The following is a 21,688-nucleotide window of genomic DNA, read 5'->3' as shown; positions in this document are numbered from 1 at the left end:
CGGCTGCTCCCTGACCGGCGCCAAGCCCCACGGACGTGTCGCGAAAGCCACTTTCGCGACGTCTGATGTCCTGAAAGTGGCTTTCGCGACACCCCACACCGGCCCCCCACCCCCTGGGTCGATCCGGTGACGGACGTTGCCTACGCCACACGCGAAGTGACCGTCGAGTAGCTAGGCTGCCGATTCATGAGCAGTGCGACGGAGCCGCTCGGGACGCCGCCCGAGGACGAACCGGACATCCACACCACGGCCGGCAAGCTGGCCGACCTGTACCGCCGGTATGACGAGGCGGTCCACGCGGGTTCCGCGAGGGCGGTGGAGAAACAGCACGCCAAGGGCAAGAAGACCGCTCGCGAGCGGATCGACCTGCTCCTGGACGAGGGCTCGTTCGTCGAACTCGACGAACTGGCGAAGCACCGCTCGGTGAACTTCGGCCAGGAGAAGAACCGGCCCTACGGCGACGGCGTCGTCACCGGCTACGGCACCGTCGACGGGCGTCCGGTGTGCGTGTTCAGCCAGGACGTCACGGTCTTCGGCGGTTCTCTCGGTGAGGTGTACGGCGAGAAGATCGTCAAGGTGATGGACCTGGCGATCAAGACCGGCCGCCCGATCATCGGCATCAACGAGGGCGGCGGCGCGCGGATCCAGGAAGGCGTCGTCTCGCTCGGGCTGTACGGCGAGATTTTCAACCGCAACGTCAAGGCGTCCGGCGTCATCCCGCAGATCTCGTTGATCATGGGCGCCAACGCGGGCGGACACGTCTACTCGCCGGCGCTGACGGACTTCGTGGTGATGGTCGACAAGACCTCCCACATGTTCATCACCGGCCCCGACGTCGTGAAGACCGTGACCGGCGAAGAGGTCTCCTTCGAGGAACTCGGCGGCGGGCGCACGCACAACACCCGTTCGGGCAACGCGCACTACCTCGGTTCCGACGACGAGGACGCGATCGCGTACGTCAAGGACCTGCTCTCGTTCCTGCCGGCGAACAACCTGTCCGAAGCACCGCTGGTCGAGACGGATTCGGCCCCTGGTGGGTTCTTCGACGACGTCACCGAGTCCGACCGGGAACTCGACACGCTGATCCCGGACTCGCCGAACCAGCCGTACGACATGCACGAGGTCATCACCCGCGTCGTCGACGACGGCGACTTCCTCGAGGTGCACGAACTGTTCGCGCCCAACATCCTGGTCGGCTTCGGCCGGGTGGACGGGCGCAGCGTCGGCATCGTGGCGAACCAGCCGACCCAGTTCGCCGGCTGCCTCGACATCGACGCGTCCGAGAAGGCCGCGCGGTTCGTGCGTACCTGCGACGCGTTCAACATCCCGGTGCTGACCTTCGTCGACGTCCCCGGTTTCCTGCCCGGCACCGATCAGGAGTGGAACGGCATCATCCGGCGCGGCGCGAAGCTGATCTACGCCTACGCCGAAGCGACCGTCCCGCTCGTCACCGTCATCACCCGCAAGGCGTACGGCGGCGCGTACGACGTCATGGGTTCGAAGCACCTCGGCGCGGACATCAACCTGGCGTGGCCGACGGCGCAGGTCGCGGTCATGGGCGCGCAGGGCGCGGCGAACATCGTGCACCGCAAGACCCTCGCCGCGGCCGCCGCCGACGGCAAGGACGTCAACGCGCTGCGCGCCGAGCTGATCCAGGAGTACGAGGACACGCTCCTGAACCCGTACGCGGCGGCCGAGCGCGGCTACGTCGACTCGGTGATCGTGCCCGCGCACACCCGCGGCCACATCGCGAAGGCGCTCTCGCTGCTCCAGGGCAAGCGGGAGACGCTGCCGCCCAAGAAGCACGGGAACATCCCGCTGTGACCGCGCCCGAAACCCCGCTGCTGCGCGTCGTCCGGGGCAACCCGGACGACGCCGAACTCGCCGCGCTGACCGCCGTCGTCGCAGCGGCGGCGGCTGGTGCGCGGGCGCCGGAACCGGCCCCGAAACGGGATTCGTGGTGGGCGGACAAGGCGTCGCTGGTGCGGGCTCCGCTCGAGCCCGGCGAAGGGGCTTGGCGGGCTTCGGCGCTTCCTCGCTGAAACCGGCTTCGCGGGTTATCGTGACGGAACCGCCGACCGCGATCGCCCCAGAAAGCCGTGCGTGACGAACCAGGACCACCTCTCCACCGAATTGCGCCGTCTGCGCAAAGCCGCCGGGTTGTCCGGTACCGAAGCGGCCAGGCTCACCGGTCTCAGTCAGTCGAAGGTGTCGCGGGTCGAAACCGGCGCGTTCATGCCGACCGAGGATCAGGTCGTCGCGCTGTGCCGCGTCTACCGCGCGCCCGCGAAGGTCCGTCGGGCGCTCGTCGCGATCACGCGGGACCTCCGTGAAGAGGCGGCGTCCGCCCGCGTCGTCCTCCAGCGCGGTGCCTGGCGGATGCAGCAGCGCATCGGCAAGATCGAGACGGCGTCCGCCCGGATCCGGAGTTTCCAGCCGACCATCGTGTTCGGCCTGCTCCAGACCCGCGACTACATCACCGCCCTGTTCGGCGATTCGCTGCCCGCCGACGAACGCGACCAGACGGTCGAGGCCAGGCTGGAGCGTCAGCGGATCCTCGACTCCAGCCGCGAGTTCCACTTCGTGCTCACCGAAGGCGCCCTGCGCTGGAACATGGGCGGCGCGGCGACGATGCTCGCCCAGCTCGACCACCTCATCGAGGTGTCCCGGCGCGGACGGGTACGGCTGGGCGTGATCCCGTGGACCGCACCGGTTTCGGTCCCGGTCCTCCACGGTTTCGACATCTACGACTCGCGCGCGGTACTCCTCGGGACCCAGACGGCCACGGCGCTCGTCACGGACGAACGCGAAGTGGCCGACTACGAGAAGAACTTCACCGAAGTCGAGCACTACGCCACCTACGGCGACAGCGCCTGCTCGCATCTGTCGCGGATCGCCGCCGACTACCGACAGCTCGCGGCCGATTCACTTCGGTGACCTAAGACCCTTTGCGCTATGCACTCCGAGAGTGCATCGTTAGTAAAGCAGCTGTCGGTGAAGGTCCCCTTTCGTGCGCCGAACGCGATCACCGAAGCCGTTCACCGACCAACGGGCACAGATCACCCGATCTCGCCAACCTTGCTGCCGCGCAACCCGTCTACTTGCCGAAACAGTCACTGGGGAAAGGGCCTCCGATGACCACCTGGCACGAGAACATGACCGGCTGGCACAAGTCGACCTACACGCACTGGGAAGAGAACGCCTGCGTCGAGGTCGGCGCCGCGCCCGGCCTGGTCGGCATCCGGGACACCAAACAGTGGGCGATGCTGGACGAGACCCGGCCGATCCTGGTGCTCCCGGCCGAGTCCTTCGCCGCGCTCCTCGAACACCTCGGACGATGAACGACGTCGCCGAGCCGTACATGGTCCACGATCCGCGGGAGATGGCGGGCCAGCTGATCAACGGCAAGTGGATCGTCGCGCGATGGGAGCACCTCGGCGAGGACGAGGACCTCGACCACTGGACCGCGGTCCTGCGGAGCCACTGCGAAGAACTCGACGTCGATCCGTACGTCATCAACATCCCGCGCAAGAGCCTCACCATCGTCTTCAACGGCGCGCTCCCCGCCCCGACGTTCGAACAGCTCGAGAACTCGATCGCGGCCATCGAGTACCACCGCTTCCTCGAACGCGAAATCGGGCCGAGACCGCTGACCTCGTGAGTGGTAGGGACGGTTAGAACCGTCCCTACCACTCACGAGGCCTACCGGCGGTACCGCAGGCCGTAGCCGTACGGGTACAGCGCCTTCTTGCCGTCACCGACGTTCACCGGTTCCTGCGCCGCGCTGGTCGGCCAGCTGAACGTCAGCTTCCCAGTCGGGTTGTAGTCGCCGTAAAGGACATCGGCGACGCCGGCGCCTTCGCTGCCAGGGAGCCAAGCGGCGAGCAGCCCGTCGAACTGCGGCAGTTGCGGAGCGATGTCGAGCGGGCGCCCGGACACGGTCACCACGACGACCGGGACCCCGGAGGCCTTCAGCTTGGCGACCGTGGCGAGGTCTTCCGCGTCGAGTCCGAAGCCGTTCGGACGATCTCCCTGTCCTTCCGCGTACGGCGTTTCGCCCACCACGGCGATGGCGACCTTGTAGCTGCCGTCGATTCCGTTACCCGCACGGTCATAGGTCACCGTGGTTCCCTTCCCCGCCCCCGACTTGATCCCGTCGAGGATGGTCGTGCCCGGGATCACCGGGCCGCTCTGGCCTTGCCAGGTGAGCGTCCAGCCGCCCGCCTGGTTGCCGATGTCGTTCGCGTTCTTGCCCGCGACGAAGATCTTGTTGTTCTTCTTCGCCAGTGGCAGCACACCGTCGTTCTTCAGCAGCACCTGGGATTCACGGACAGCCTGCCGGGCCAGTTCACGGTGTTCCTTGCTGCCGAACGTCTTCTGGAGCGAACGGTCGGTGTACGGGCGCTCGAACAGGCCGAGCTTGAACTTCTCCGCCAGGATGCGGCGGTTCGCGTCGTCGATCCGGTCGTGGGAAACACGGCCCGCTTCGACTTCGGCCTTGAGATAGGCGATGAACTGCGGCGCGTCCCACGGCACCATGAACATGTCGATGCCCGCGTTGACCGAGAGCCGCACCTCTTCGGGGGTGAAGCCTTCCTTGCCGTCGATCTGGTTGATCGCGTTGTAGTCCGAGATCACCAGGCCGGAGAACCGCAATTCCCGCTTGAGGACGTCGGTGATGAGGTACTTCTCGGCGTGCATGCGCACACCCTGGAAGCTGGAGAACGAGATCATCACCGAGCCGACGCCGCGGTCGATCGCCTCCCGGAACGGCGGGAGGTGGATCCGGCGCAGTTCGCGTTCGCCGATCTCGGTATTGCCCTGGTCGACGCCGTTCGTCGTGCCGCCGTCGCCGATGTAGTGCTTCGCCGTCGCGAGCACGGATCCCGGTTTCTCACCGAGCCTGCGCCCCTGGAGACCGGTGATGGCCGACGCGTTGGCGATGGCGTCGCGCGGGGATTCGCCGAAGGATTCGTAGGTCCGGCCCCAGCGATCGTCACGGGCGACGCACAGGCACGGCGAAAAGTCCCACTGCGGTCCGGTCCCGGCGACTTCCAGCGCCGTCGCGCGGCCGATTTTCTCGACCAGGCGCGGATTGTTGGCCGCGCCGAGGCCGATGTTGTGCGGGAAGATCGTCGCGCCGTAGACGTTGTTGTGGCCGTGCACGGCGTCGACGCCGTAGAGCGTGGGGATACCGAGCGGCGTCGAGATCGCCGCTCTCTGGTACGAGTCGACCATGTCGGCCCACCCGTTCGGCGTGTTGCTGGCGGGCACCGAGCCACCGCCGGAAAGCAAGGACCCCAGTTTGAGCGCGGCGGCCTGTTCGGGGGTGACCGCGCCGCGTTCGGCCTGGGTCATCTGGCCGATCTTGTCGTCGAGACTCATCCGCTTGAGCAGGTCGTTCACCCGCGCGGAGGTCGAAGCGTGGGGATTCTTGTAGACCGGGCCCGTGGTGGCGGACGCCACCGGCGACAGGGCCGAACCGGCCAGGAGCAGTCCTGCGAGCACTGTGGTTTGCGTCGTGCGAAGTGATCTTCTGACGCGGAGGCGGGACGACATTGGTTCCTCCGTAGCTCGAACAATCCATATGTTGCGCGCCACAACAAACTAACTCCACGTTCGGGTGTCCCAGGTCACAATTAGGCAACAGCGAGCCGTCGAGTACCTTCCTGAGGTGCGTTTCGTCCTTGCTTCCCAGTCCCCCGCCCGTCTCGGTGTCCTGCGTTCCGCCGGCTTCGACCCGAGCGTCGTCGTGTCCGGCGTCGACGAGGACGCCGTCGCCGCGTCCCTGACCGATCCGGCCCCCGAGGAGCTGGTCCGCGCGCTCGCCGCCGCGAAGGCCGAAGCGGTTTTCGAGGCACTCGGCGGCCACGGCGACATGGTCATCGTGGGCTGCGATTCGATGTTGTCGATCAACGGCGAAATGGTCGGGAAGCCGATCACGCCGGAGGCTGCACGCGAACGCTGGGCGGCGATGGCGGGCAAAACCGGCGAACTCCTGACCGGCCACGCGATCATCCGCGTCGAAAACGGCGTGAAGACGAAGGAAACGTCTGGCACCGAAGGCACCACTGTCCGCTTCGGCACACCTTCGCAAGAAGAGATCGAGGCGTACATCGCTTCCGGGGAACCGCTTCAGGTGGCGGGCGGATTCACACTGGACGGTCTCGGCGGCTGGTTCATCGAGGGAATCGACGGCGATTTCTCGAGCGTCATCGGGATCAGCCTGCCGCTGACCCGGCGTTTGCTGGCCGAGGTCGGCGTAAGCGTCATCGAACTGTGGACGCGTTCCACATCCTGAGACGACTCCCACACGATCGGGTGGTCCGGAAGAGTCCTGCTTCGCCGAGCGTTCTTCACGTTCGGGAAATCAGGAAACCTTCACGCACCGGAGTCGCCCCGTGTCTTTCATTCGGACCTATACAAGGCCAAAGGTCTTCGCGGCGGCGGTCCTCGGCTCGCTCGTCGTGGGCGCCCTGCTCGGCGTGCTCGCCAGGACGACCGAGGCGAGCTGGCTGACCGACCTGCTCGACCAGATCGGCACGATCTTCACCACGCTGCTGCAGATCGCGGTGATCCCGCTGGTCTTCACGGCGATCGTGGTCGGCATCAACAGCCTGCGCAATCTCGGTGGCGGCAAGAAGGCCGCGCGGCTGGGCGGCAAGACCGTCCTGTGGTTCGCGATCACGTCGTTCATCGCGTCGCTGATCGGCATCGCGGTCGCGAAGCTGTTCAACCCTGGCAGCGGCGGGCTCGGCGAAGGTGTCGCCGCGACGGCGAAGAACGCGGACAAGGCCGCCAAGAGCACCGAGAACTGGGGTTCCTGGAGCGCTTTCGTCGAAGGCCTGCTGCCCAAGAACTTCTTCACCGCCTTCACCGAGGGCGAGACGCTGCAGGTGCTGTTCCTCGCCGTGCTCATCGGCGCGGCCGCCTACAGCCTCGGCGACAAGGCCAAGCCATTCGTCGACTTCACCACCAGCGTTTTCGAGATCATCCAGCGCTACCTCGGCTGGGTCGTCCGGCTCGCCCCGATCGGCATCATCGGCCTGATCGGCGCCGCGGTCTCGAACTACGGTGACGCCCTGTTCCGGCCGCTGCTGTCCACCACCCTCGCGGTGTACGTCGGCTGCTTGCTGGTGCTGTTCGTGGTCTACCCGATTCTTCTGCAGTTCGTGGCGAAGGTCAGCCCGCTGACGTTCTTCTCGAAGGCGGGCACGGCAATCCAGTTCGCGTTCGCTTCGCAGTCTTCGGGCGCGACGCTGCCCCTGACCCGGCAGTCCGCCGTGAACCTGGGCGTCCAGCCCGCGTACGCCGCCTTCGCGACTCCGCTGGGCAGCGCGACGAAGATGGACGGCTGCGCCGCGGTGTTCCCCGCGATCGGCGCCATCTTCATCGCGAACCTGTCCGGTGTCTCGCTGAACATCTGGCAGTACGTCGGGATCGTCGTGGTCGCCGTGCTCGGCGCCCTGGCCACCGCGGGCACCACCGGCTGGCTGACCGCGCTGACCCTGACCACCGCGTTCATCGGGCTCGACGCGCAGCAGGTGGCGCTCGGGATCGCGCTGATCTACTCGGTGAACCCGATCATGGACATGATGCGGACCGCGACCAACGTCGCGGGCCAGATCGTCGTGCCGGTGGTCGTCGCGCGCAGCGAAGGCCTGCTGGACGACGACGTGCTCAACTCGCCGACGGATCCTTCGCCCACCCCCGACGGCGAAGCGGCTACTTCCGCGAAGGAGCCTGCCGCTGCGGGTGCTTGAGGTTCTTTGAAGTGAGCGTGCGGGCGGGTGTGTGGGTATAGGGACGTTGAGCGTCCCTATACCCACACACCTCTTACTCCGCGTAGTCGCACGCACTGACTGTGTGGATTTTGGGGCGTTAGATGACCTGAAATCCTCACAGTGAGGCGAGCACATCGGAGCCGCCCGGCGAAAAGAGAGCAAGGGACCTTTGCTATCACTTCTCTCAACGTCAAGAGAAGTGATAGCAAAGGTCCCTTACTCTCCCTCAGGGGCAGGCCCTCAGCTCCGCCTTCGTCAGCCGCACATCCGGCCACCCCCTCAGCTCCGAGGGCGCGGTGTACCGACGCGTGCAGCCGACCGAGCCGCGGGCGACGTCGTAGACCTCCGCGAGCACCGGCGCCGCCTGGCACCGCGCCGAACCGGACTGCGCGCCGGGGCATTCGTGCCGCACGACGATGACGTCCGCGATCCCGTCGGCGGTCACGTCGTTCAAGGCGACCGTCCCGGCGTCGGAGAAATACGGCTTCCCGGTGTCCCGCCAGATCCCGCCGCGCGCGACGAACAACTCGCCCGCCGAGCCCCCGCCCACTTCCCCACGCACCAGGCACACCGGCGTCGTGCCGTCGACACAGCGCAGAGAATCGCCCTTCAGGGTGACCCCCATGTCGTTGACGATCAGCGGGTACACGGTGTCCGCCCCGATCCGGACCACACCCTGTTTGCCCGCGTCGTCGGCCAGCAGCACGACGGGCAACCCGCCGACGGTCATCGCGCTGATCTCCCGGCACGCGGCGTCACCGCAGCTGACGCCGGGCGCGCTCGGGGCGGCGTCGGACACCGGAGGCACGCCAGGGGCACCGGCGGGCGCGGGAGCGGCGGGGCGGAGCAGGACGACGGCCACGATCACGCCTGCCGTCACCACCACCGCCAGCAGCGCGGTGAGCAGCACGGATCGCGGCGCCCGCGCTTCCTGAGTCCGCATATCCGAGAGCGTAAGTGATCTAGCGCAGAGTGCACGTCTATGTTGTTCCTGTGACGAACCCCGGACTGCCCAGCGCACTGTTCCTCCCGACGGCGAAAAAGCCGAAGGACTACACGAGCGCGGAGATCGAACTCCGCGCGACCAAGGACGGCCGGATGGCGCTGATCGCCTTCAGCACCGTGCAGCGACTGGTCGAGTGCTGCGGTCCGCACCAGCCTTGGGCACTGGTCAAATCCGAGCATCTCGGCCGGGTCCACCAGGCCCAGCCGTACGACCTGATCGTGCTCGATTCCGACCTTCCAGAAGAACTGCGGCACCGCTCCGCGCTGGTATAAACGAAGGTCACTGGGTGGCCTTGCTCTCACTAATCGGGGCGGGAACTTCCGTAAACTGCTGCGGAGCCGCATCGGGGCGGCCCGACGTGCGAACGCAGGAGGTACGGCGTGACCGAGCAGGCCGGCACAGGTGGTCCGGTGACCAAGATCCTGATCGCGAACCGCGGGGAGATCGCGGTACGGGTGATCAGGGCGGCGAAGGACGCCGGGCTGACCAGCGTGGCCGTCTACGCCGACCCGGACCGCGACGCACCCCACGTCCGTCTCGCGGACGAGGCCTTCGCCCTCGGCGGCACCACCGCGGCCGAGAGCTACCTCGTCTTCGACAAGCTGCTCGACGCCGCCAAGCGGTCGGGCGCGGACTCGGTCCACCCCGGCTACGGGTTCCTTTCCGAGAACGCGGACTTCGCCCAGGCCGTGATCGACGCCGGGCTCACCTGGATCGGGCCGAGCCCGCAGTCCATCCGCGACCTCGGCGACAAGGTCACCGCGCGCCACATCGCGCTGCGCGCCGGGGCTCCGCTCGTGCCAGGGACGAAGGACCCCGTCGCGAACGCCGACGAGATCGTCGCCTTCGCCGACGAGCACGGCTTGCCGGTCGCGATCAAGGCGGCGTTCGGCGGCGGCGGCCGCGGGCTGAAGGTCGCCCGCACCCGCGAGGAGATCCCGGAGCTCTTCGAATCCGCGACGCGCGAGGCGATCTCCGCCTTCGGCCGCGGCGAATGCTTCGTCGAGCGCTACCTGGACAAACCGCGCCACGTCGAGGCGCAGGTCCTCGCCGACCAGCACGGCAACGCCATCGTCGTCGGCACCCGCGACTGTTCGCTCCAGCGCCGCCACCAGAAGCTGGTCGAGGAGGCGCCCGCGCCGTACCTGACCGACGAGCAGCGCAAGCGCATCCACGAATCCGCGAAGGCGATCTGCAAGGAAGCCGGCTACTACGGCGCCGGGACCGTCGAGTACCTCGTCGCCGTCGACGGCACGATCTCGTTCCTCGAGGTCAACACGCGGCTGCAGGTCGAGCACCCGGTGTCCGAGGAGACCACGGGCCTTGACCTCGTGCGCGAGATGTTCCGTATCGCGCGCGGCGAGAAGCTGCGCATCACCGAGGACCCGGAACCGCGCGGCCACTCGATCGAGTTCCGCATCAACGGTGAGGACGCCGGTCGCGGCTTCCTGCCCGCGCCCGGCACCGTGACGAAGTTCGTCGCGCCGAGCGGCCCCGGCGTCCGCGTCGACTCGGGTGTCGAGTCCGGCAGCGTGATCGGCGGCCAGTTCGACTCGATGCTCGCGAAGCTGATCGTCACCGGTTCCGACCGGCAGAACGCGCTCGAGCGCAGCCGCCGCGCGCTGGCCGAGATGGTCGCCGACGGGATGGCGACGGTTCTGCCGTTCCACCGCGTGATCGTGGAAGACCCGGCCTTCGTCGGCGACGAGAACGGGTTCAGCGTGCACACCCGCTGGATCGAGACCGAGTTCGAGAACACCATCGAGCCGTTCGTGGCGCCGGAAGCCGCCGAGGCCGAGGAAGAGCCGCCGCGGCAGAACGTCGTCGTCGAGGTCGGCGGCCGCCGCCTCGAAGTGTCGCTCCCCGGCGGTTTCTCGCTCGACGCCGGTGGCGGCGGAACGGCAGTGAAGGCCAAGCCGCGCAAGCGCGCGGGCGGCACCAAGGCGGCGGTGAGCGGCGACGCGGTCACCGCGCCGATGCAGGGCACCATCGTCAAGGTCGCCGTCGAAGAGGGCCAGCAGGTCGAAGCGGGCGAGCTGGTCGTCGTGCTCGAAGCGATGAAGATGGAGAACCCGGTCACCGCGCACAAGGCGGGCACCGTCACCGGCCTCTCGGTCGAGGTCGGCGCCGCGGTGACGCAGGGCACCCAGCTGTTCGAACTGAAGGACTGATCCACCGGCGCGTCCCGGTGAGTCCATTGTGGACTCGCCGGGACCGGCGGATCAGCAGTACTGCTTCTCCACGTGGATGTCCTGGTCGGTACGGATCTTGTACCACCAGCCCGCCTTGCCCTTCCACGCCTCGTCCCACCAGAAGCCGGGGAAGGTCCAGGTGGACAGGGTGCCCTTGGCCTTGCATTTGACGTAGACGCCGTCCCAGTCCTGGTCCTTCGGGGTCTTCTGGCCGGGCTTGAGCCGCCGCCACTCGGTGCCGGGCTTCGGCCCGTTCGAGTCGAACGTGCGGATCGCCCAGATGTCGTGGCCGGACTTGTTGAGCACCGTGCCGCAGATCTTGCCCAAGCAGCCACCGCGCACCTCGGCATCGCCCTCCGGCGAGGTCGTGGCGCTCGCCGACGCCACGCCGAGCGGCAGCGCGGCGACCGCGATCCCGGCCGCCAGCGCGACCTTGGTGATGAACTTCCGCATGAGGTCCCCCTCTCGATCACGCCCGATTCCCGGACGCGTGACCAGGGTGAAGGGCACGGCGCGACCGCTACAACACCTTTGCGTCCTGGCGAAAAGACTGACGGATGTCGTGGTTGGCGGGGCCTCACCCGGCCTACCATCGCAAGGGTGAGCGAGGTTCCGTCACCGCGACTGCGGATCAGCGACCAGGATCGCGAGTCCGCGCTGGCCGCGCTCGGCGAGCACATGAGCGCCGGCCGGATCGACATCGACGAGTTCGGCGAGCGGTCCGCCCGGGTCACCGCCGCCAAGACACGCGGCGAGCTGTCCGAGGTCTTCGGCGACCTGCCGGAACCGCATCCGCGCTACGACACGCCTGGGACGGCGGTGAGCGAACCGGAGAAACCGGCGTGGGCGGACATCCCGCCGATGCAGCGCGTCATGGGCGCGCTCCTGCCGATCCTGTTCATCGCCACCATCGCGGTCATCATCACCACCGGCGTCACCTGGTGGTTCATCCTCGTCCCGATCGGGATCAGCGCCGTCGGCGAGGGCATCTGGGGCAAGGGCTGGGAGAACTCCCACAAGAAGCTCGGCAAGCGGCGCCGACGGGAGCTGGACGGCTGATCCGCCCGTAGACTCGGGACGTGAGTGCCGAGAGACCGGACATGCGGCTGAGCGACGCCGAACGCCAAGACGCGCTCGAAGCGCTGGAGGAGCATGTCCGCACCGGCAGACTCGACCTCGACGAGTTCGGGACGCGGTCGGCGAAGATCAGCGCGGCGAGGATGGCCAGCGAGCTCGAACCGCTGTTCACCGACCTGCCCTCGCCCCGCCCCAGCGCGCTGCTCCCCCTGCCTCCGATGCCCGGAGTCGCGCAGGCGTCCGCGAAGAACGAGGTCCAGCCGTCCAAATGGCTGACGGCCAGCGCGGTGCCGATCGCCGCGGCGGTCGCGATCGCACTGTTCTTCTTCACTCGCGGGACGTTCCTCGTCTTCCTGCTGCCACTGGCGGTCGCGCTGATCATGAGCCGCCGCCGCTGAAGGGCCGGTTACCCTCGAAGGGTGGAACCGGTGGAGATCAACGCGGGCGAGTACTACCTGCGGCAACTGCGGGCGGACAAGGCCCTCGACGACCGTCCGGCGCTGGTCGCGGCCTTCGCCGACCCGACGCACCGCAAGTACGTCCTGAACTATCGCTTGCGGGACCTCGACGAGGCGACCGAGTACGTCGCGCTGCGGGCCGCCCAATGGGCGGGTGACGAGCGCTGTTCGTGGGCGGTGGCCGAGCCGACGACCGGGGATCTGCTGGGCGAGGTCGGCCTGCGGGACCTGGATCTCGACGCCGGGTACGCGGAGGCGTCGGTCTGGGTGCGCGCGGCGTCGCGGGGCAAAGGGGTCGCGAGCACCGCGCTCAACGCGGCTCTGCGCTTCGGTTTCGGCGGGCTCGGCCTGCGCGAGGTCAGCTACCGCTACGAAGAGACCAACGAGATTTCGGCCTCGGTCGCCCGCAAATGCGGGTTCACCCTGGTCGGGCCGGAACTGGAGCCCGCCCCGACCGGGGAACGCCTCATCCGCTGGCGCCGCACCGCCTGACCTGCGTTTAGCAGGCTAAACGCGATCTGCCGGTCAGAAGGGGTAGGTCGGCGGCGGGTTCCGGACGGTGACCCACCGGGTCTCGGTGAACGCCTCGATGTTCGCCGCCGCGCCGCCGAAGCGGCTTCCGGTGCCCGAAGCGGCGACGCCGCCGAAGGGGCTGTTCGCCTCGTCGCTGACCGTCTGGTCGTTGATGTGCACGATCCCGGTCGGGACGCGGTCGGCGAGCTCCAGTCCTTTGAGGACATCGCGCGTGACGATCCCCAGCGAGAGCCCGTACTCGCTCGCCGTCGCGAGGCGGACGGCCTCCTCCGCGTCGGAGAACCGCACGACCGGCGCGACCGGGCCGAAGATCTCGTTGGCGACCGCGGGCGCCGTCGACGGCACGTCGGCGAGCACCGTCGCGGCGTAGAACAGCCGGTCGTACTCGGCGCCGGCGGCGACCCGCGCCCCCGCCGCGACGCTGGCCGTGACCAGTTCGTGGATCTTGTCCCGCTGCCCGGCGTCGATGATCGGCCCGAGCGCGACCTCGTCCCGCGCCGGGTCGCCCACCCGCAACGCGGCCGCCTTCGCCGCCAGCCGCTCGACGAAGTCGTCGTAGAGCCGCTCATGCACCAGGTGCCGCCCGGTGGTCATGCAGATCTGGCCCTGATGGAAGAAGGAACCGAACGCGGCGACCCCGGCGGCTTCGTCGACGTCCGCGTCGTCGAGCACGATGAGCGCGGAGTTCCCGCCCAGCTCCAGATGCGCCCGCTTCAGGTGCTTCCCGGCGAGTTCGCCGACCTTGCGCCCGGCGCCGGTCGAGCCGGTGAACGAGATGACCCGCACCGCCGGATGCGTCACCAGCGTCTCGCCGACGTCCGCGCCGCCCGGCAGCATCTGCAGCACCCCCGGCGGCAGTCCTGCTTCCTCGAAGATCCGCGCGAGGACCACGCCACCGGTGACGGCGGTGCGCGGATCCGGCTTGAGGATGACCGCGTTCCCCAGCGCGAGCGCCGGCGCGACCGAGCGGATGCCGAGGATGATCGGCATGTTGAACGGCGAGATCACCGCGACGACACCGGCCGGAACACGGCGCGCCATCGAAAGCCGCGGCTCCTCGCTCGGCAGCAGTTCGCCGTACGGGCGTCCGGGCAGAGCCGCCGCCTCGTAGCACTCCTGCTCCGCGACGTGCAGCGAAAAGCCCGCGACTCCCGGCACTGCGCCGACCTCGCGGACGTTCCACCAGCGGATCTCGTCGGCGTGCTCGGACCACAGCCGGGCGGCTTTGCGCAGGACGGCGGCCCGCTGGACGTGCGGTGTCGCCGCCCAGGCCCGCTGCGCCTCGGCCGCCGTTTCCGCCGCCTTCGCGGCGTCTTCGGCCGAGGCGATCCCCACGCTTCCCAGCACCGCTCCGGTCGCGGGCTCCGTGACGTCACGGACGCCACCGGTCCCTGGCACCCAGGAACCTCCGGCGAAGATCCGGTCCGTCCACGTCGACGAGTCGAGAAACACCAGCAGGCCGCCTTCCATCTCGAGAGACGGCCCGACGCTATGCCAGATTCACCGGATCAGGCAACGATCCCTGCGCGCGTGGCACACCACGCGGCGGGGACGATCAACTCACCGGTTCGATGATCCCCGAGCGCGCTTCCGGCGCGGCCGAGCGCAACGCGTCGGCGGCCTCGTCGCTCGGCTGCGACTGGGACTCCCGTTCCGCGTCGACCCGCGCCTTGTACACCTCGACTTCGCGGTTCTCCTCATCCTTCGACCAGCCGAGCACTTCGCCCACCAGCGTGGCGACCTGCGCGGCGCAGTCGACGCCGCGGTGCGCGTACTCGATCGAGATCCGCGTCCGGCGCGCGAGCACGTCTTCCAGGTGGAGCGCGCCCTCGTGGCTGGCCGCGTACACGACCTCGACACCGAGGTAGTCCGGAGCGTGCTCCAGCGGCTTCAGCAGTTCCGGACGTCCTTCGCCGAGCGCGAGGACCTCGTGCACCATCGAGCCGTACCGGTCGAGCAGATGACGCACGCGGTACGGGTGCAGCCCGTGCTCGCTCGCCAGGTGGTCGGCCTGATTGACCAGCGCGTGGTACCCGTCGGCGCCCAGCAGCGGCACCTTGTCCGTGATGGACGACTGCGGCCTGCCCGGAAGATCGACGGCCGCGGCGTCGACGGCGTCTGCCGCCATCACCCGGTACGTCGTGTACTTGCCGCCCGCGATCGCGACCAGCCCCGGCGCGACGCGCGCGACCGCGTGCTCACGCGAAAGCTTCGACGTCTCTTCGCTTTCCCCGGCCAGCAAAGGCCTGAGCCCCGCGTAGACGCCCTCGATGTCGTCGTGCGTCAGCGGTGTCGCGAGCACGGTGTTGACGTGTTCGAGGAGGTAGTCGATGTCGTGCTTGGTCGCGGCGGGATGCGCGAGGTCGAGGTTCCAGTCGGTGTCGGTGGTCCCGACGATCCAGTGGTTACGCCACGGGATGACGAACAGCACGGATTTCTCGGTGCGCAGGATCATGCCGGATTCCGAGACGATCCGGTCGCGCGGGACGACGATGTGCACGCCCTTGCTCGCCCGCACGCGGAACCGGCCGCGGCCGCCGGAAAGGCGCTGCAGCTCGTCGGTCCACACGCCGGTGCAGTTGACCACCGCGGAGGCGTGGATCTCGGTCTCGCGGCCGTCCTCGACGTCGCGCACGCGGACACCGGAGATGCGGTCCGCCTCGCGGAGGAAACCGACCACCTGGGTGGAGGTGCGCACCACGGCGCCGTAGTGCGCGGCGGTGCGGGCGACGGTCATCGTGTGGCGCGCGTCGTCGGCTTGCGCGTCGTAGTAACGGATCCCGCCGATCAACGCGGACCGCTTCAGCGCCGGGACCATCCGCAGCGCGCCCGCGCGGCTCAGGTGTTTCTGGCCGGGGACCGACCGCGCCCCGCCCATCGTGTCGTACATCAGCAGCCCGGCCGCGGTGTACGGGCGCTCCCAGACCCGGTGGGTCAGCGGGTACAGGAAGCTGACCGGCTTCACCAGATGCGGGGCGATCGTGGTCAGCATCAGCTCGCGTTCCCGCAGGGCTTCCCGCACCAGACCGAATTCCAGCTGTTCGAGGTAACGGAGCCCGCCGTGGAAGAGCTTGCTGGACCGGCTCGACGTGCCAGAGGCGAGGTCGCGCGCTTCGACGAGGGCGACCCGAAGGCCGCGTGTCGCGGCGTCGAGCGCCGTGCCCGCCCCGACCACTCCGCCGCCGATGACGACGAGGTCGAACTTGTCCTCACCCAGCCGCTTCCAAGACTCTTCCCGCTTGAGCGGTCCCAGCCTGGCGGGGCTGTTTTCGGCTTCGCGCTGAGAGCTTGCCACGTGACATTCCTCCTTGGTGCCGCTGTGGCTCCAGCATCGCACGATCGGCCGCGACCGGTCCGTTATGCGGGTGACACGTGTGGCGTAACCCTCGTCGATCTTGGAAGGATTGGTGCCCACGATGCCTGGAATGAACAAATACGCGACGGTAACGTGCCACGGACGTGGGTCGGCAAGGGCGCCGTAGCACACCGTGTTCGACCCTGCGCGGAATGTCCAAAGTGGAGGTCAAGCGGTGAGTGCAGGAGCCATATTCGTCTGGGAACTGCTGGGAACGGCGGTCCTGATCCTGTTGGGTAACGGCGTGGTCGCCAACCACGTGTTGCGCAAGAACAACGGCCACAACGGCGGCGTCGTGATGATCACCTTCGGGTGGGCGTTCGCGGTCTTCGCCGGTGCCAGCATCGCCGCGCCGAGTGGCGCGCACCTGAACCCCGCGGTGACGCTGGGCCTCGCCATCGCGGACAAGACGAAGTGGGCGGACGTCCCGCTCTACTTCGCCGGGCAGATGGTCGGCGCGATCCTCGGCGCCGTGCTCTGCTGGGCCGCCTACAAACTGCAGTTCGACGATCACCCGCAGCGCGACGAGACGCTCGGCATCTTCTCGACCGCGCCGCAGATCCCGAACAAGGCGTGGAACCTCGTCACCGAGATCATCGGCACCTTCGTGCTGGTCGCGTGGATCCTGCTCAGCCCGGTCTACGCCGCGGCCGAAGGCGGCACGCCGAACTTCGGCAACTCCGCGCTCGGCTACGCCGGTGTGGCGTTCGTCGTGCTGGTCATCGGCCAGTCCCTCGGTGGCCCGACCGGTTACGCCATCAACCCGGCCCGCGACCTCGGCCCCCGTATCGCGTACGCGTTCCTGCTGCCGATCAAGAACAAGGCCAACCCGAACTGGGGCTACTCCTGGGTCCCGGTCGCAGGCCCGCTGGTCGGCGGTGCCCTGGCCGCCCTGCTGTTCCTCGCCGTCCACAACCTGACCTGAGGCCCTGTGGCGGAGCTGAAGATGTACCGCGAACCGGACCGAACGAGTGAACCCGCCCCTGCCGAAGGCCCCGCTATCGCGGTGGCAGGGCGCCTTGTCCGCCATGGTGACATGGCAGGCGAGGCCGCGCCCTGCCGACGTCGATCGCGGACGCGGGTTCACCAACAGACACACAGACTGGAGCTTCGATGACTTCGTACGTAGCCGCGATCGACCAGGGCACCACGTCGACCCGCTGCATGATCTTCGACCACTCCGGCCGCGTGGTCGCCGTGGACCAGCGGGAGCACGAGCAGATCTTCCCGAAGGCGGGCTGGGTCGAGCACAACGCCGAAGAGATCTGGGAGAACACGCGGGCCGTCGCCGCGGGCGCGCTGGCCAAGGGCGACCTGGTCGCGAGCGACATCGTCGCGGTCGGCATCACCAACCAGCGCGAGACCACGCTGGTCTGGGACCGCACCACCGGCAAGCCGGTGTACAACGCGATCGTCTGGCAGGACACCCGCACCGACAAGATCGTCGCCGACCTGGGCGCGCTCGGCGGCGGGCAGGAGCGCTACCGCGCGAAGGTGGGGCTGCCGCTGGCGACCTACTTCTCCGGCCCGAAGATCAAGTGGATCCTCGACAACGTCGAAGGTGCCCGCGCGAAGGCCGAAGCCGGTGACCTGATCTTCGGCAACATGGACACCTGGGTGCTGTGGAACATGACCGGCGGGGTCGACGGCGGCGTGCACGTCACCGACCCGACCAACGCGTCGCGGACCATGCTGATGGATCTCGACACGCTGACCTGGGACGCCGGGATCGCCGAGGAGATGACGATCCCGCTGTCGATGCTTCCGGAGATCCGGTCGTCTTCGGAGACCTACGGCAAGGTCCGGGAGAAGGGCGCGCTGGCCGGAGTCCCGATCTCGGGCATCCTCGGCGACCAGCAGGCGGCGACCTTCGGGCAGGCGTGCCTCTCGCCGGGTGAAGCCAAGAACACCTACGGCACCGGCAACTTCATGCTGCTCAACACGGGCACCGAGAAGGTCATGTCGGACAACGGACTGCTCACCACGGTCTGCTACAAGATCGGCTCGAACGACACGGTGTACGCGCTCGAAGGCTCGATCGCGGTCACCGGTTCGCTCGTGCAGTGGCTGCGGGACAACCTCGGCCTGATCGGTTCGGCGGCCGAGGTCGAGCAGCACGCCCGCACCGTCGAGGACAACGGCGGCGCGTACTTCGTGCCGGCGTTCTCGGGGCTCTTCGCGCCGTACTGGCGTTCCGACGCCCGCGGCGCGATCGTCGGCCTCACCCGGTTCGTCAACAAGGGACACATCTCGCGGGCGGTCCTGGAGGCGACGGCCTTCCAGTCGCGCGAGGTGATCGACGCGATGAACGCCGACTCCGGTGTCCCGCTGAAGTCCCTGAAGGTCGACGGCGGGATGGTCGTCAACGAGCTGCTCATGCAGTTCCAGGCCGACATCCTCGGTGTGCCCGTGATCCGGCCGGTGGTCAACGAGACCACCGCGCTGGGCGCCGCCTACGCGGCCGGTCTCGCGGTCGGCTTCTGGGAGAGCGAAGACGACATCCGCAACAACTGGGCGCAGGACAAGCAGTGGGACCCGTCGATGGACGAGGCCCGCCGCGAGTCCGAGTACCGGAACTGGAAGAAGGCGGTCACGAAGACCTTCGACTGGGTCGACGAAGACTGATCTGCCGCTTTGCGCGTGAAGGCCCCCTTCCCCTCGGTCGGGGGCCTTCACGCGTTACGGGTCGAGATCATCCGGGCGAACACGATGACGTTGTCGAGGTAGTTGCGCGACGCCTTGTCGAAGACCCCGCCGCAGGTGATGAGCCGCAGTTCCGGCTCGGTGGTGTCGCCGTAGACGGCGTCGGTGGGGAACCTTTCCTTCGCCACCCGCTCGACCTTCGTGACCGCGAACTCGGCCGTCACGCCGTCCTTGCGGGCGATCGAGACCTTGTCGCCGGGCGCCAGTTCCTTCAGCCGGAAGAAGATGCCCTTCTGCTGGTTCCCGTCCACGTGCCCGAGGATCACCGAAGGCCCGACTTCCCCCGGTGTCGGCCCGTGCACGTACCAGCCCGCCTGCATCGGCCGGGTCACCGGCGGTACCTCGATGGTGTTGTCCGCGTTGAGCCCCAGCGGAATCAGGCTGGACCTCGCCTCGATCACCGGCACGTCGATCGACACCGGATCGGCCTTCGGCAGCCCGCGGGTGACCGCGTCCGGCGCGGCGCTCGACGGCACCTCGGTCTGCTCCGTGGCTCGCGGCGGCGTGACCTCGTCGCATCCGGACAGGAAGAACGCCAAGACGGCCGCCAGAACCACCGATGCCCGTCGCGTCATGCTCACCCCTTTCGGGAAGCGGTCAGGACGCCATGCTTCCGTCGCCCGCTTGAGCGGCACCGGAAGGCACCGCGCTCACCTGCCGGGGAGGAACGGTGAACGTTGCCGTATAAGACTTTCCGTTGCAGTTGACGGTCAACGGGTAGCTGCCGGGCGCGGTGCCGTCGTTGAGTTCGACCTCGGCGCTGACGTTCGCCGGGACGCCGATCAGCGGGCCGTAGTCGTACTTCCCGATGCCCAGCACCGGCGAAGAGAACGTCGTCGACGCCGGCGCCTTCAACCCGTCGCCGCCGGGGCAGCGCGCCAGCGCCACGTTGGAGTCGCCGTGCACGTATTTGTTGACGAGCCCGAGTTCGTAGGCGGTGTCGTCGTTGAGCTGCACCGTGACACCGGGATCCGCCTCGGGTTGCTGCGCGAAACCGGCCGACGCGCCCGCCAGCACCGTCGCACCGATCGCCACCACTCCGGCGAGAACCCTGCGAATCACGGAAACCCCTAGCTGTCAACGAAACACCGACACGCGCTAGACGCGGGCGCCCCCGCGAGGGTTGCCTCCCCGGCGGGGATCAGTCCAAATCGTCGTGGCGCATCAACTGGCGGCCCGCCTCGGTGATCGACCCGGACAGCGACGGGTACACCGAAAATGTCAGTGCCAGATGTTCCACTGTGAGCTGGTTCTGGACGGCGAGCGCGATGGGAAGGATGAGTTCGCTCGCCGTCGGCGCCACGACCACCCCACCGACGACCACGCCGGTGGCGGGGCGGCAGAACAGCTTCACGAAACCGCGTCGCAGGCCTTCCATCTTCGCGCGGGCGTTCGTCGCGAGCGGGAGCATGATGGTGCGGGCGGGCACTTCACCCGAGTCGATCGCCTGCTGGCTGATGCCGACGGTCGCGATCTCGGGGTGGGTGAACACGTTGGCGGCGACGGTCTTGAGCTTGATCGGCGCGACACCCTCGCCGAGCGCGTGCCACATCGCGATGCGGCCCTGCATGCTGGCCACGGAGGCGAGCATGAGCACCCCGGTGCAGTCGCCGGCGGCGTAGATGCCGGGCGCGCTGGTGCGGGAGACCCGGTCGACGCCGATGAAGCCGCCAGGGCCGGGCTCGATGCCGACCTTCTCCAGGCCGATGTCGGTGGTGTTGGGCACCGAACCGACGGTCATCAGCGCGTGGCTGGCTTCGATCACGCGGCCGTCGGAGAGGTGGATCTCGACGCCCTTTTCGGTGCGCTCGACCTTGTCGGCGCGGGCCTGCTTGACGACCGTGGTGCCGCGCTGGGAGAAGACCTCTTCGAGCACGGCGGCGGCGTCGGCGTCCTCGTGCGGGAGCACGCGGTCGCGGCTGGACACGACGGTGACCTTGACACCCATCTCGGTGTAGGCCGAGGCGAACTCGGCGCCGGTGACACCCGATCCGATGACGGCCAGGTGCTCCGGCAGCTCGCGCAGGTCGTAGAGCTGGCGCCAGTCGAGGATGCGCTCGCCGTCCGGCACGGCGCCGGGCAGCACGCGCGGGGTGGCGCCGGTGGAGATGAGGACGACGTCGGCGTCGAGCACCTCGGTCGAGCCGTCGGGGGCGGTGACGGCGACCTTGTGCGTGGCGAGCCCGGCCTCTTCGTCGTCGAAGCGGGCCTGGCCGATGACGACGCGGACGCCCTCGCGCTGGACGCGGGCGCGGATGTCGGCGGACTGCGCGAGCGCGAGGCCCTTCACCCGGCCGTGGACGGTCGGCAGGTCGACGCTGGTGTCGGCCATGTCGGTGTTGATGCCCAGCTCACGGAGGTCGTGCATGTTCGCCAGCGCGCCGGAGGAGGCGATGAACGTCTTCGAGGGGACACAGTCGTAGAGCACGCACGCGCCGCCGAGGCCGTCACGCTCGACGATGGTGACGTCGGCTCCGTGCTGTGCCGCGACCAGTGCCGCTTCGTAACCGGCGGGGCCTCCGCCCATGATCACGATCTTGGTCACTGGTCTCCTCCTCGCAGCGGTGTCTGTGACTGCG

General features: G+C 68.4%; 22 protein-coding genes. 14 read left to right on the top strand and 8 right to left on the bottom strand.

The features are described 5' to 3' along the window. The first annotated feature begins 186 nt into the window (after positions 1 to 186). From ACFVM3_RS26105 to ACFVM3_RS26085, 5 genes are all read left to right on the top strand, one after another. On the top strand, positions 187 to 1,824 hold the full coding sequence (locus ACFVM3_RS26105; RefSeq protein ID WP_378442577.1) for an acyl-CoA carboxylase subunit beta: 1,638 nt from the start codon (positions 187 to 189) through the stop codon (positions 1,822 to 1,824). Then, the gene (locus tag ACFVM3_RS26100) at positions 1,821 to 2,042 is read left to right on the top strand and encodes an acyl-CoA carboxylase subunit epsilon (RefSeq protein WP_378442575.1); all 222 of its coding nucleotides are present in this window, start codon (positions 1,821 to 1,823) and stop codon (positions 2,040 to 2,042) included. Before ACFVM3_RS26105 ends, ACFVM3_RS26100 begins: the two co-directional genes overlap by 4 nt. Positions 2,043 to 2,103: 61 nt before the next feature. Then, positions 2,104 to 2,937 (top strand): helix-turn-helix domain-containing protein, encoded by an 834-nt coding sequence (locus ACFVM3_RS26095; RefSeq protein ID WP_378442573.1) that lies wholly within the window; start codon positions 2,104 to 2,106, stop codon positions 2,935 to 2,937. Between the two features lie 197 nt (positions 2,938 to 3,134). Next, entirely contained in the window at positions 3,135 to 3,341 is a 207-nt protein-coding gene (locus ACFVM3_RS26090) for a DUF397 domain-containing protein (RefSeq protein WP_378442571.1), read from the top strand. Then, the gene (locus ACFVM3_RS26085; protein WP_378442569.1) at positions 3,338 to 3,661 is read left to right on the top strand and encodes a hypothetical protein; all 324 of its coding nucleotides are present in this window, start codon (positions 3,338 to 3,340) and stop codon (positions 3,659 to 3,661) included. Before ACFVM3_RS26090 ends, ACFVM3_RS26085 begins: the two co-directional genes overlap by 4 nt. 41 nt (positions 3,662 to 3,702) lie before the next feature. Here ACFVM3_RS26085 and ACFVM3_RS26080 read toward each other — a convergent pair whose 3' ends face one another. Next, on the bottom strand, positions 3,703 to 5,508 hold the full coding sequence (locus tag ACFVM3_RS26080) for a glycoside hydrolase family 3 protein (RefSeq protein ID WP_378442567.1): 1,806 nt from the start codon (positions 5,506 to 5,508) through the stop codon (positions 3,703 to 3,705). 166 nt (positions 5,509 to 5,674) lie between these two features. Between ACFVM3_RS26080 and ACFVM3_RS26075 the strand changes: the two genes are divergently transcribed. Beyond that, positions 5,675 to 6,301: a Maf family protein gene (locus ACFVM3_RS26075; protein WP_378442565.1), complete on the top strand. Its 627-nt coding sequence runs from the start codon at positions 5,675 to 5,677 to the stop codon at positions 6,299 to 6,301. Positions 6,302 to 6,401: 100 nt separating this feature from the next. Beyond that, positions 6,402 to 7,763, top strand: a complete 1,362-nt coding sequence (locus ACFVM3_RS26070) for a dicarboxylate/amino acid:cation symporter (RefSeq protein ID WP_378442563.1) — start codon at positions 6,402 to 6,404, stop codon at positions 7,761 to 7,763. A 247-nt stretch (positions 7,764 to 8,010) separates the two neighbouring features. On the opposite strand, the gene ACFVM3_RS26065 is transcribed toward ACFVM3_RS26070, so the two are convergent. Further along, complete coding sequence (locus ACFVM3_RS26065) at positions 8,011 to 8,694, bottom strand: hypothetical protein (protein ID WP_378442620.1); 684 nt, start codon at positions 8,692 to 8,694, stop codon at positions 8,011 to 8,013. A gap of 83 nt (positions 8,695 to 8,777) precedes the next feature. On the opposite strand from ACFVM3_RS26065, the gene ACFVM3_RS26060 reads away from it, so the two are divergent. Continuing rightward, entirely contained in the window at positions 8,778 to 9,062 is a 285-nt protein-coding gene (locus ACFVM3_RS26060) for an SAV_915 family protein (protein WP_378442561.1), read from the top strand. 108 nt (positions 9,063 to 9,170) lie between these two features. Then, the gene (locus tag ACFVM3_RS26055) at positions 9,171 to 10,961 is read left to right on the top strand and encodes an acetyl/propionyl/methylcrotonyl-CoA carboxylase subunit alpha (protein WP_378442559.1); all 1,791 of its coding nucleotides are present in this window, start codon (positions 9,171 to 9,173) and stop codon (positions 10,959 to 10,961) included. 51 nt (positions 10,962 to 11,012) lie between these two features. Here the strand turns inward: ACFVM3_RS26055 and ACFVM3_RS26050 are convergent, their stop codons facing one another. Further along, positions 11,013 to 11,435: a hypothetical protein gene (locus tag ACFVM3_RS26050; RefSeq protein ID WP_378442557.1), complete on the bottom strand. Its 423-nt coding sequence runs from the start codon at positions 11,433 to 11,435 to the stop codon at positions 11,013 to 11,015. Positions 11,436 to 11,582: 147 nt separating this feature from the next. Here ACFVM3_RS26050 and ACFVM3_RS26045 point away from each other — a divergent pair, with 147 nt between their 5' ends. The 3 genes from ACFVM3_RS26045 to ACFVM3_RS26035 are packed head-to-tail and all read left to right on the top strand — an operon-like array spanning position 11,583 to position 13,009. Then, complete coding sequence (locus ACFVM3_RS26045) at positions 11,583 to 12,041, top strand: DUF1707 domain-containing protein (protein WP_378442555.1); 459 nt, start codon at positions 11,583 to 11,585, stop codon at positions 12,039 to 12,041. A gap of 41 nt (positions 12,042 to 12,082) precedes the next feature. After that, positions 12,083 to 12,457, top strand: a complete 375-nt coding sequence (locus tag ACFVM3_RS26040; RefSeq protein WP_034304743.1) for a DUF1707 domain-containing protein — start codon at positions 12,083 to 12,085, stop codon at positions 12,455 to 12,457. Between the two features lie 21 nt (positions 12,458 to 12,478). Continuing rightward, the gene (locus ACFVM3_RS26035; protein ID WP_125680141.1) at positions 12,479 to 13,009 is read left to right on the top strand and encodes a GNAT family N-acetyltransferase; all 531 of its coding nucleotides are present in this window, start codon (positions 12,479 to 12,481) and stop codon (positions 13,007 to 13,009) included. A 33-nt stretch (positions 13,010 to 13,042) separates the two neighbouring features. On the opposite strand, the gene ACFVM3_RS26030 is transcribed toward ACFVM3_RS26035, so the two are convergent. Both ACFVM3_RS26030 and ACFVM3_RS26025 read right to left on the bottom strand, forming a co-directional pair. After that, positions 13,043 to 14,506, bottom strand: coding sequence for an aldehyde dehydrogenase family protein (locus ACFVM3_RS26030; RefSeq protein ID WP_378442618.1), 1,464 nt, complete (start codon positions 14,504 to 14,506; stop codon positions 13,043 to 13,045). A 100-nt stretch (positions 14,507 to 14,606) separates the two neighbouring features. After that, positions 14,607 to 16,346: a glycerol-3-phosphate dehydrogenase/oxidase gene (locus ACFVM3_RS26025; RefSeq protein WP_378442553.1), complete on the bottom strand. Its 1,740-nt coding sequence runs from the start codon at positions 16,344 to 16,346 to the stop codon at positions 14,607 to 14,609. 235 nt (positions 16,347 to 16,581) lie between these two features. Between ACFVM3_RS26025 and ACFVM3_RS26020 the strand changes: the two genes are divergently transcribed. Further along, positions 16,582 to 17,331 (top strand): MIP/aquaporin family protein, encoded by a 750-nt coding sequence (locus ACFVM3_RS26020; RefSeq protein ID WP_378442551.1) that lies wholly within the window; start codon positions 16,582 to 16,584, stop codon positions 17,329 to 17,331. A gap of 188 nt (positions 17,332 to 17,519) precedes the next feature. Beyond that, the gene (gene glpK / locus ACFVM3_RS26015; RefSeq protein ID WP_378442549.1) at positions 17,520 to 19,031 is read left to right on the top strand and encodes a glycerol kinase GlpK; all 1,512 of its coding nucleotides are present in this window, start codon (positions 17,520 to 17,522) and stop codon (positions 19,029 to 19,031) included. A gap of 47 nt (positions 19,032 to 19,078) precedes the next feature. On the opposite strand, the gene ACFVM3_RS26010 is transcribed toward glpK, so the two are convergent. From ACFVM3_RS26010 to ACFVM3_RS26000, 3 genes are all read right to left on the bottom strand, one after another. Continuing rightward, complete coding sequence (locus tag ACFVM3_RS26010) at positions 19,079 to 19,684, bottom strand: class F sortase (protein ID WP_378442547.1); 606 nt, start codon at positions 19,682 to 19,684, stop codon at positions 19,079 to 19,081. A gap of 22 nt (positions 19,685 to 19,706) precedes the next feature. Then, positions 19,707 to 20,147, bottom strand: coding sequence for a hypothetical protein (locus tag ACFVM3_RS26005; RefSeq protein ID WP_378442616.1), 441 nt, complete (start codon positions 20,145 to 20,147; stop codon positions 19,707 to 19,709). 103 nt (positions 20,148 to 20,250) lie between these two features. Continuing rightward, on the bottom strand, positions 20,251 to 21,654 hold the full coding sequence (locus ACFVM3_RS26000) for an NAD(P)H-quinone dehydrogenase (RefSeq protein WP_016331316.1): 1,404 nt from the start codon (positions 21,652 to 21,654) through the stop codon (positions 20,251 to 20,253). Positions 21,655 to 21,688 lie beyond the last annotated feature (34 nt).

Source organism: Amycolatopsis sp. NPDC057786 (assembly GCF_042797905.1).
GTDB lineage: Bacteria > Actinomycetota > Actinomycetes > Mycobacteriales > Pseudonocardiaceae > Amycolatopsis.
This window is presented reverse-complemented; position numbering and strand designations above follow the sequence as displayed.

What these genes read in the sequence shown, in the direction of transcription:
- ACFVM3_RS26085 (WP_378442569.1), top strand. Translation starts at nt 3,338, where the DNA reads ATGAACGACGTCGCCGAGCCGTACATGGTCCACGATCCGCGGGAGATG.
- glpK (WP_378442549.1), top strand. Translation starts at nt 17,520, where the DNA reads ATGACTTCGTACGTAGCCGCGATCGACCAGGGCACCACGTCGACCCGC.
- ACFVM3_RS26010 (WP_378442547.1), bottom strand. Translation starts at nt 19,684, where the DNA reads ATGACGCGACGGGCATCGGTGGTTCTGGCGGCCGTCTTGGCGTTCTTC.
- ACFVM3_RS26090 (WP_378442571.1), top strand. Translation starts at nt 3,135, where the DNA reads ATGACCACCTGGCACGAGAACATGACCGGCTGGCACAAGTCGACCTAC.
- ACFVM3_RS26040 (WP_034304743.1), top strand. Translation starts at nt 12,083, where the DNA reads ATGCGGCTGAGCGACGCCGAACGCCAAGACGCGCTCGAAGCGCTGGAG.
- ACFVM3_RS26105 (WP_378442577.1), top strand. Translation starts at nt 187, where the DNA reads ATGAGCAGTGCGACGGAGCCGCTCGGGACGCCGCCCGAGGACGAACCG.
- ACFVM3_RS26050 (WP_378442557.1), bottom strand. Translation starts at nt 11,435, where the DNA reads ATGCGGAAGTTCATCACCAAGGTCGCGCTGGCGGCCGGGATCGCGGTC.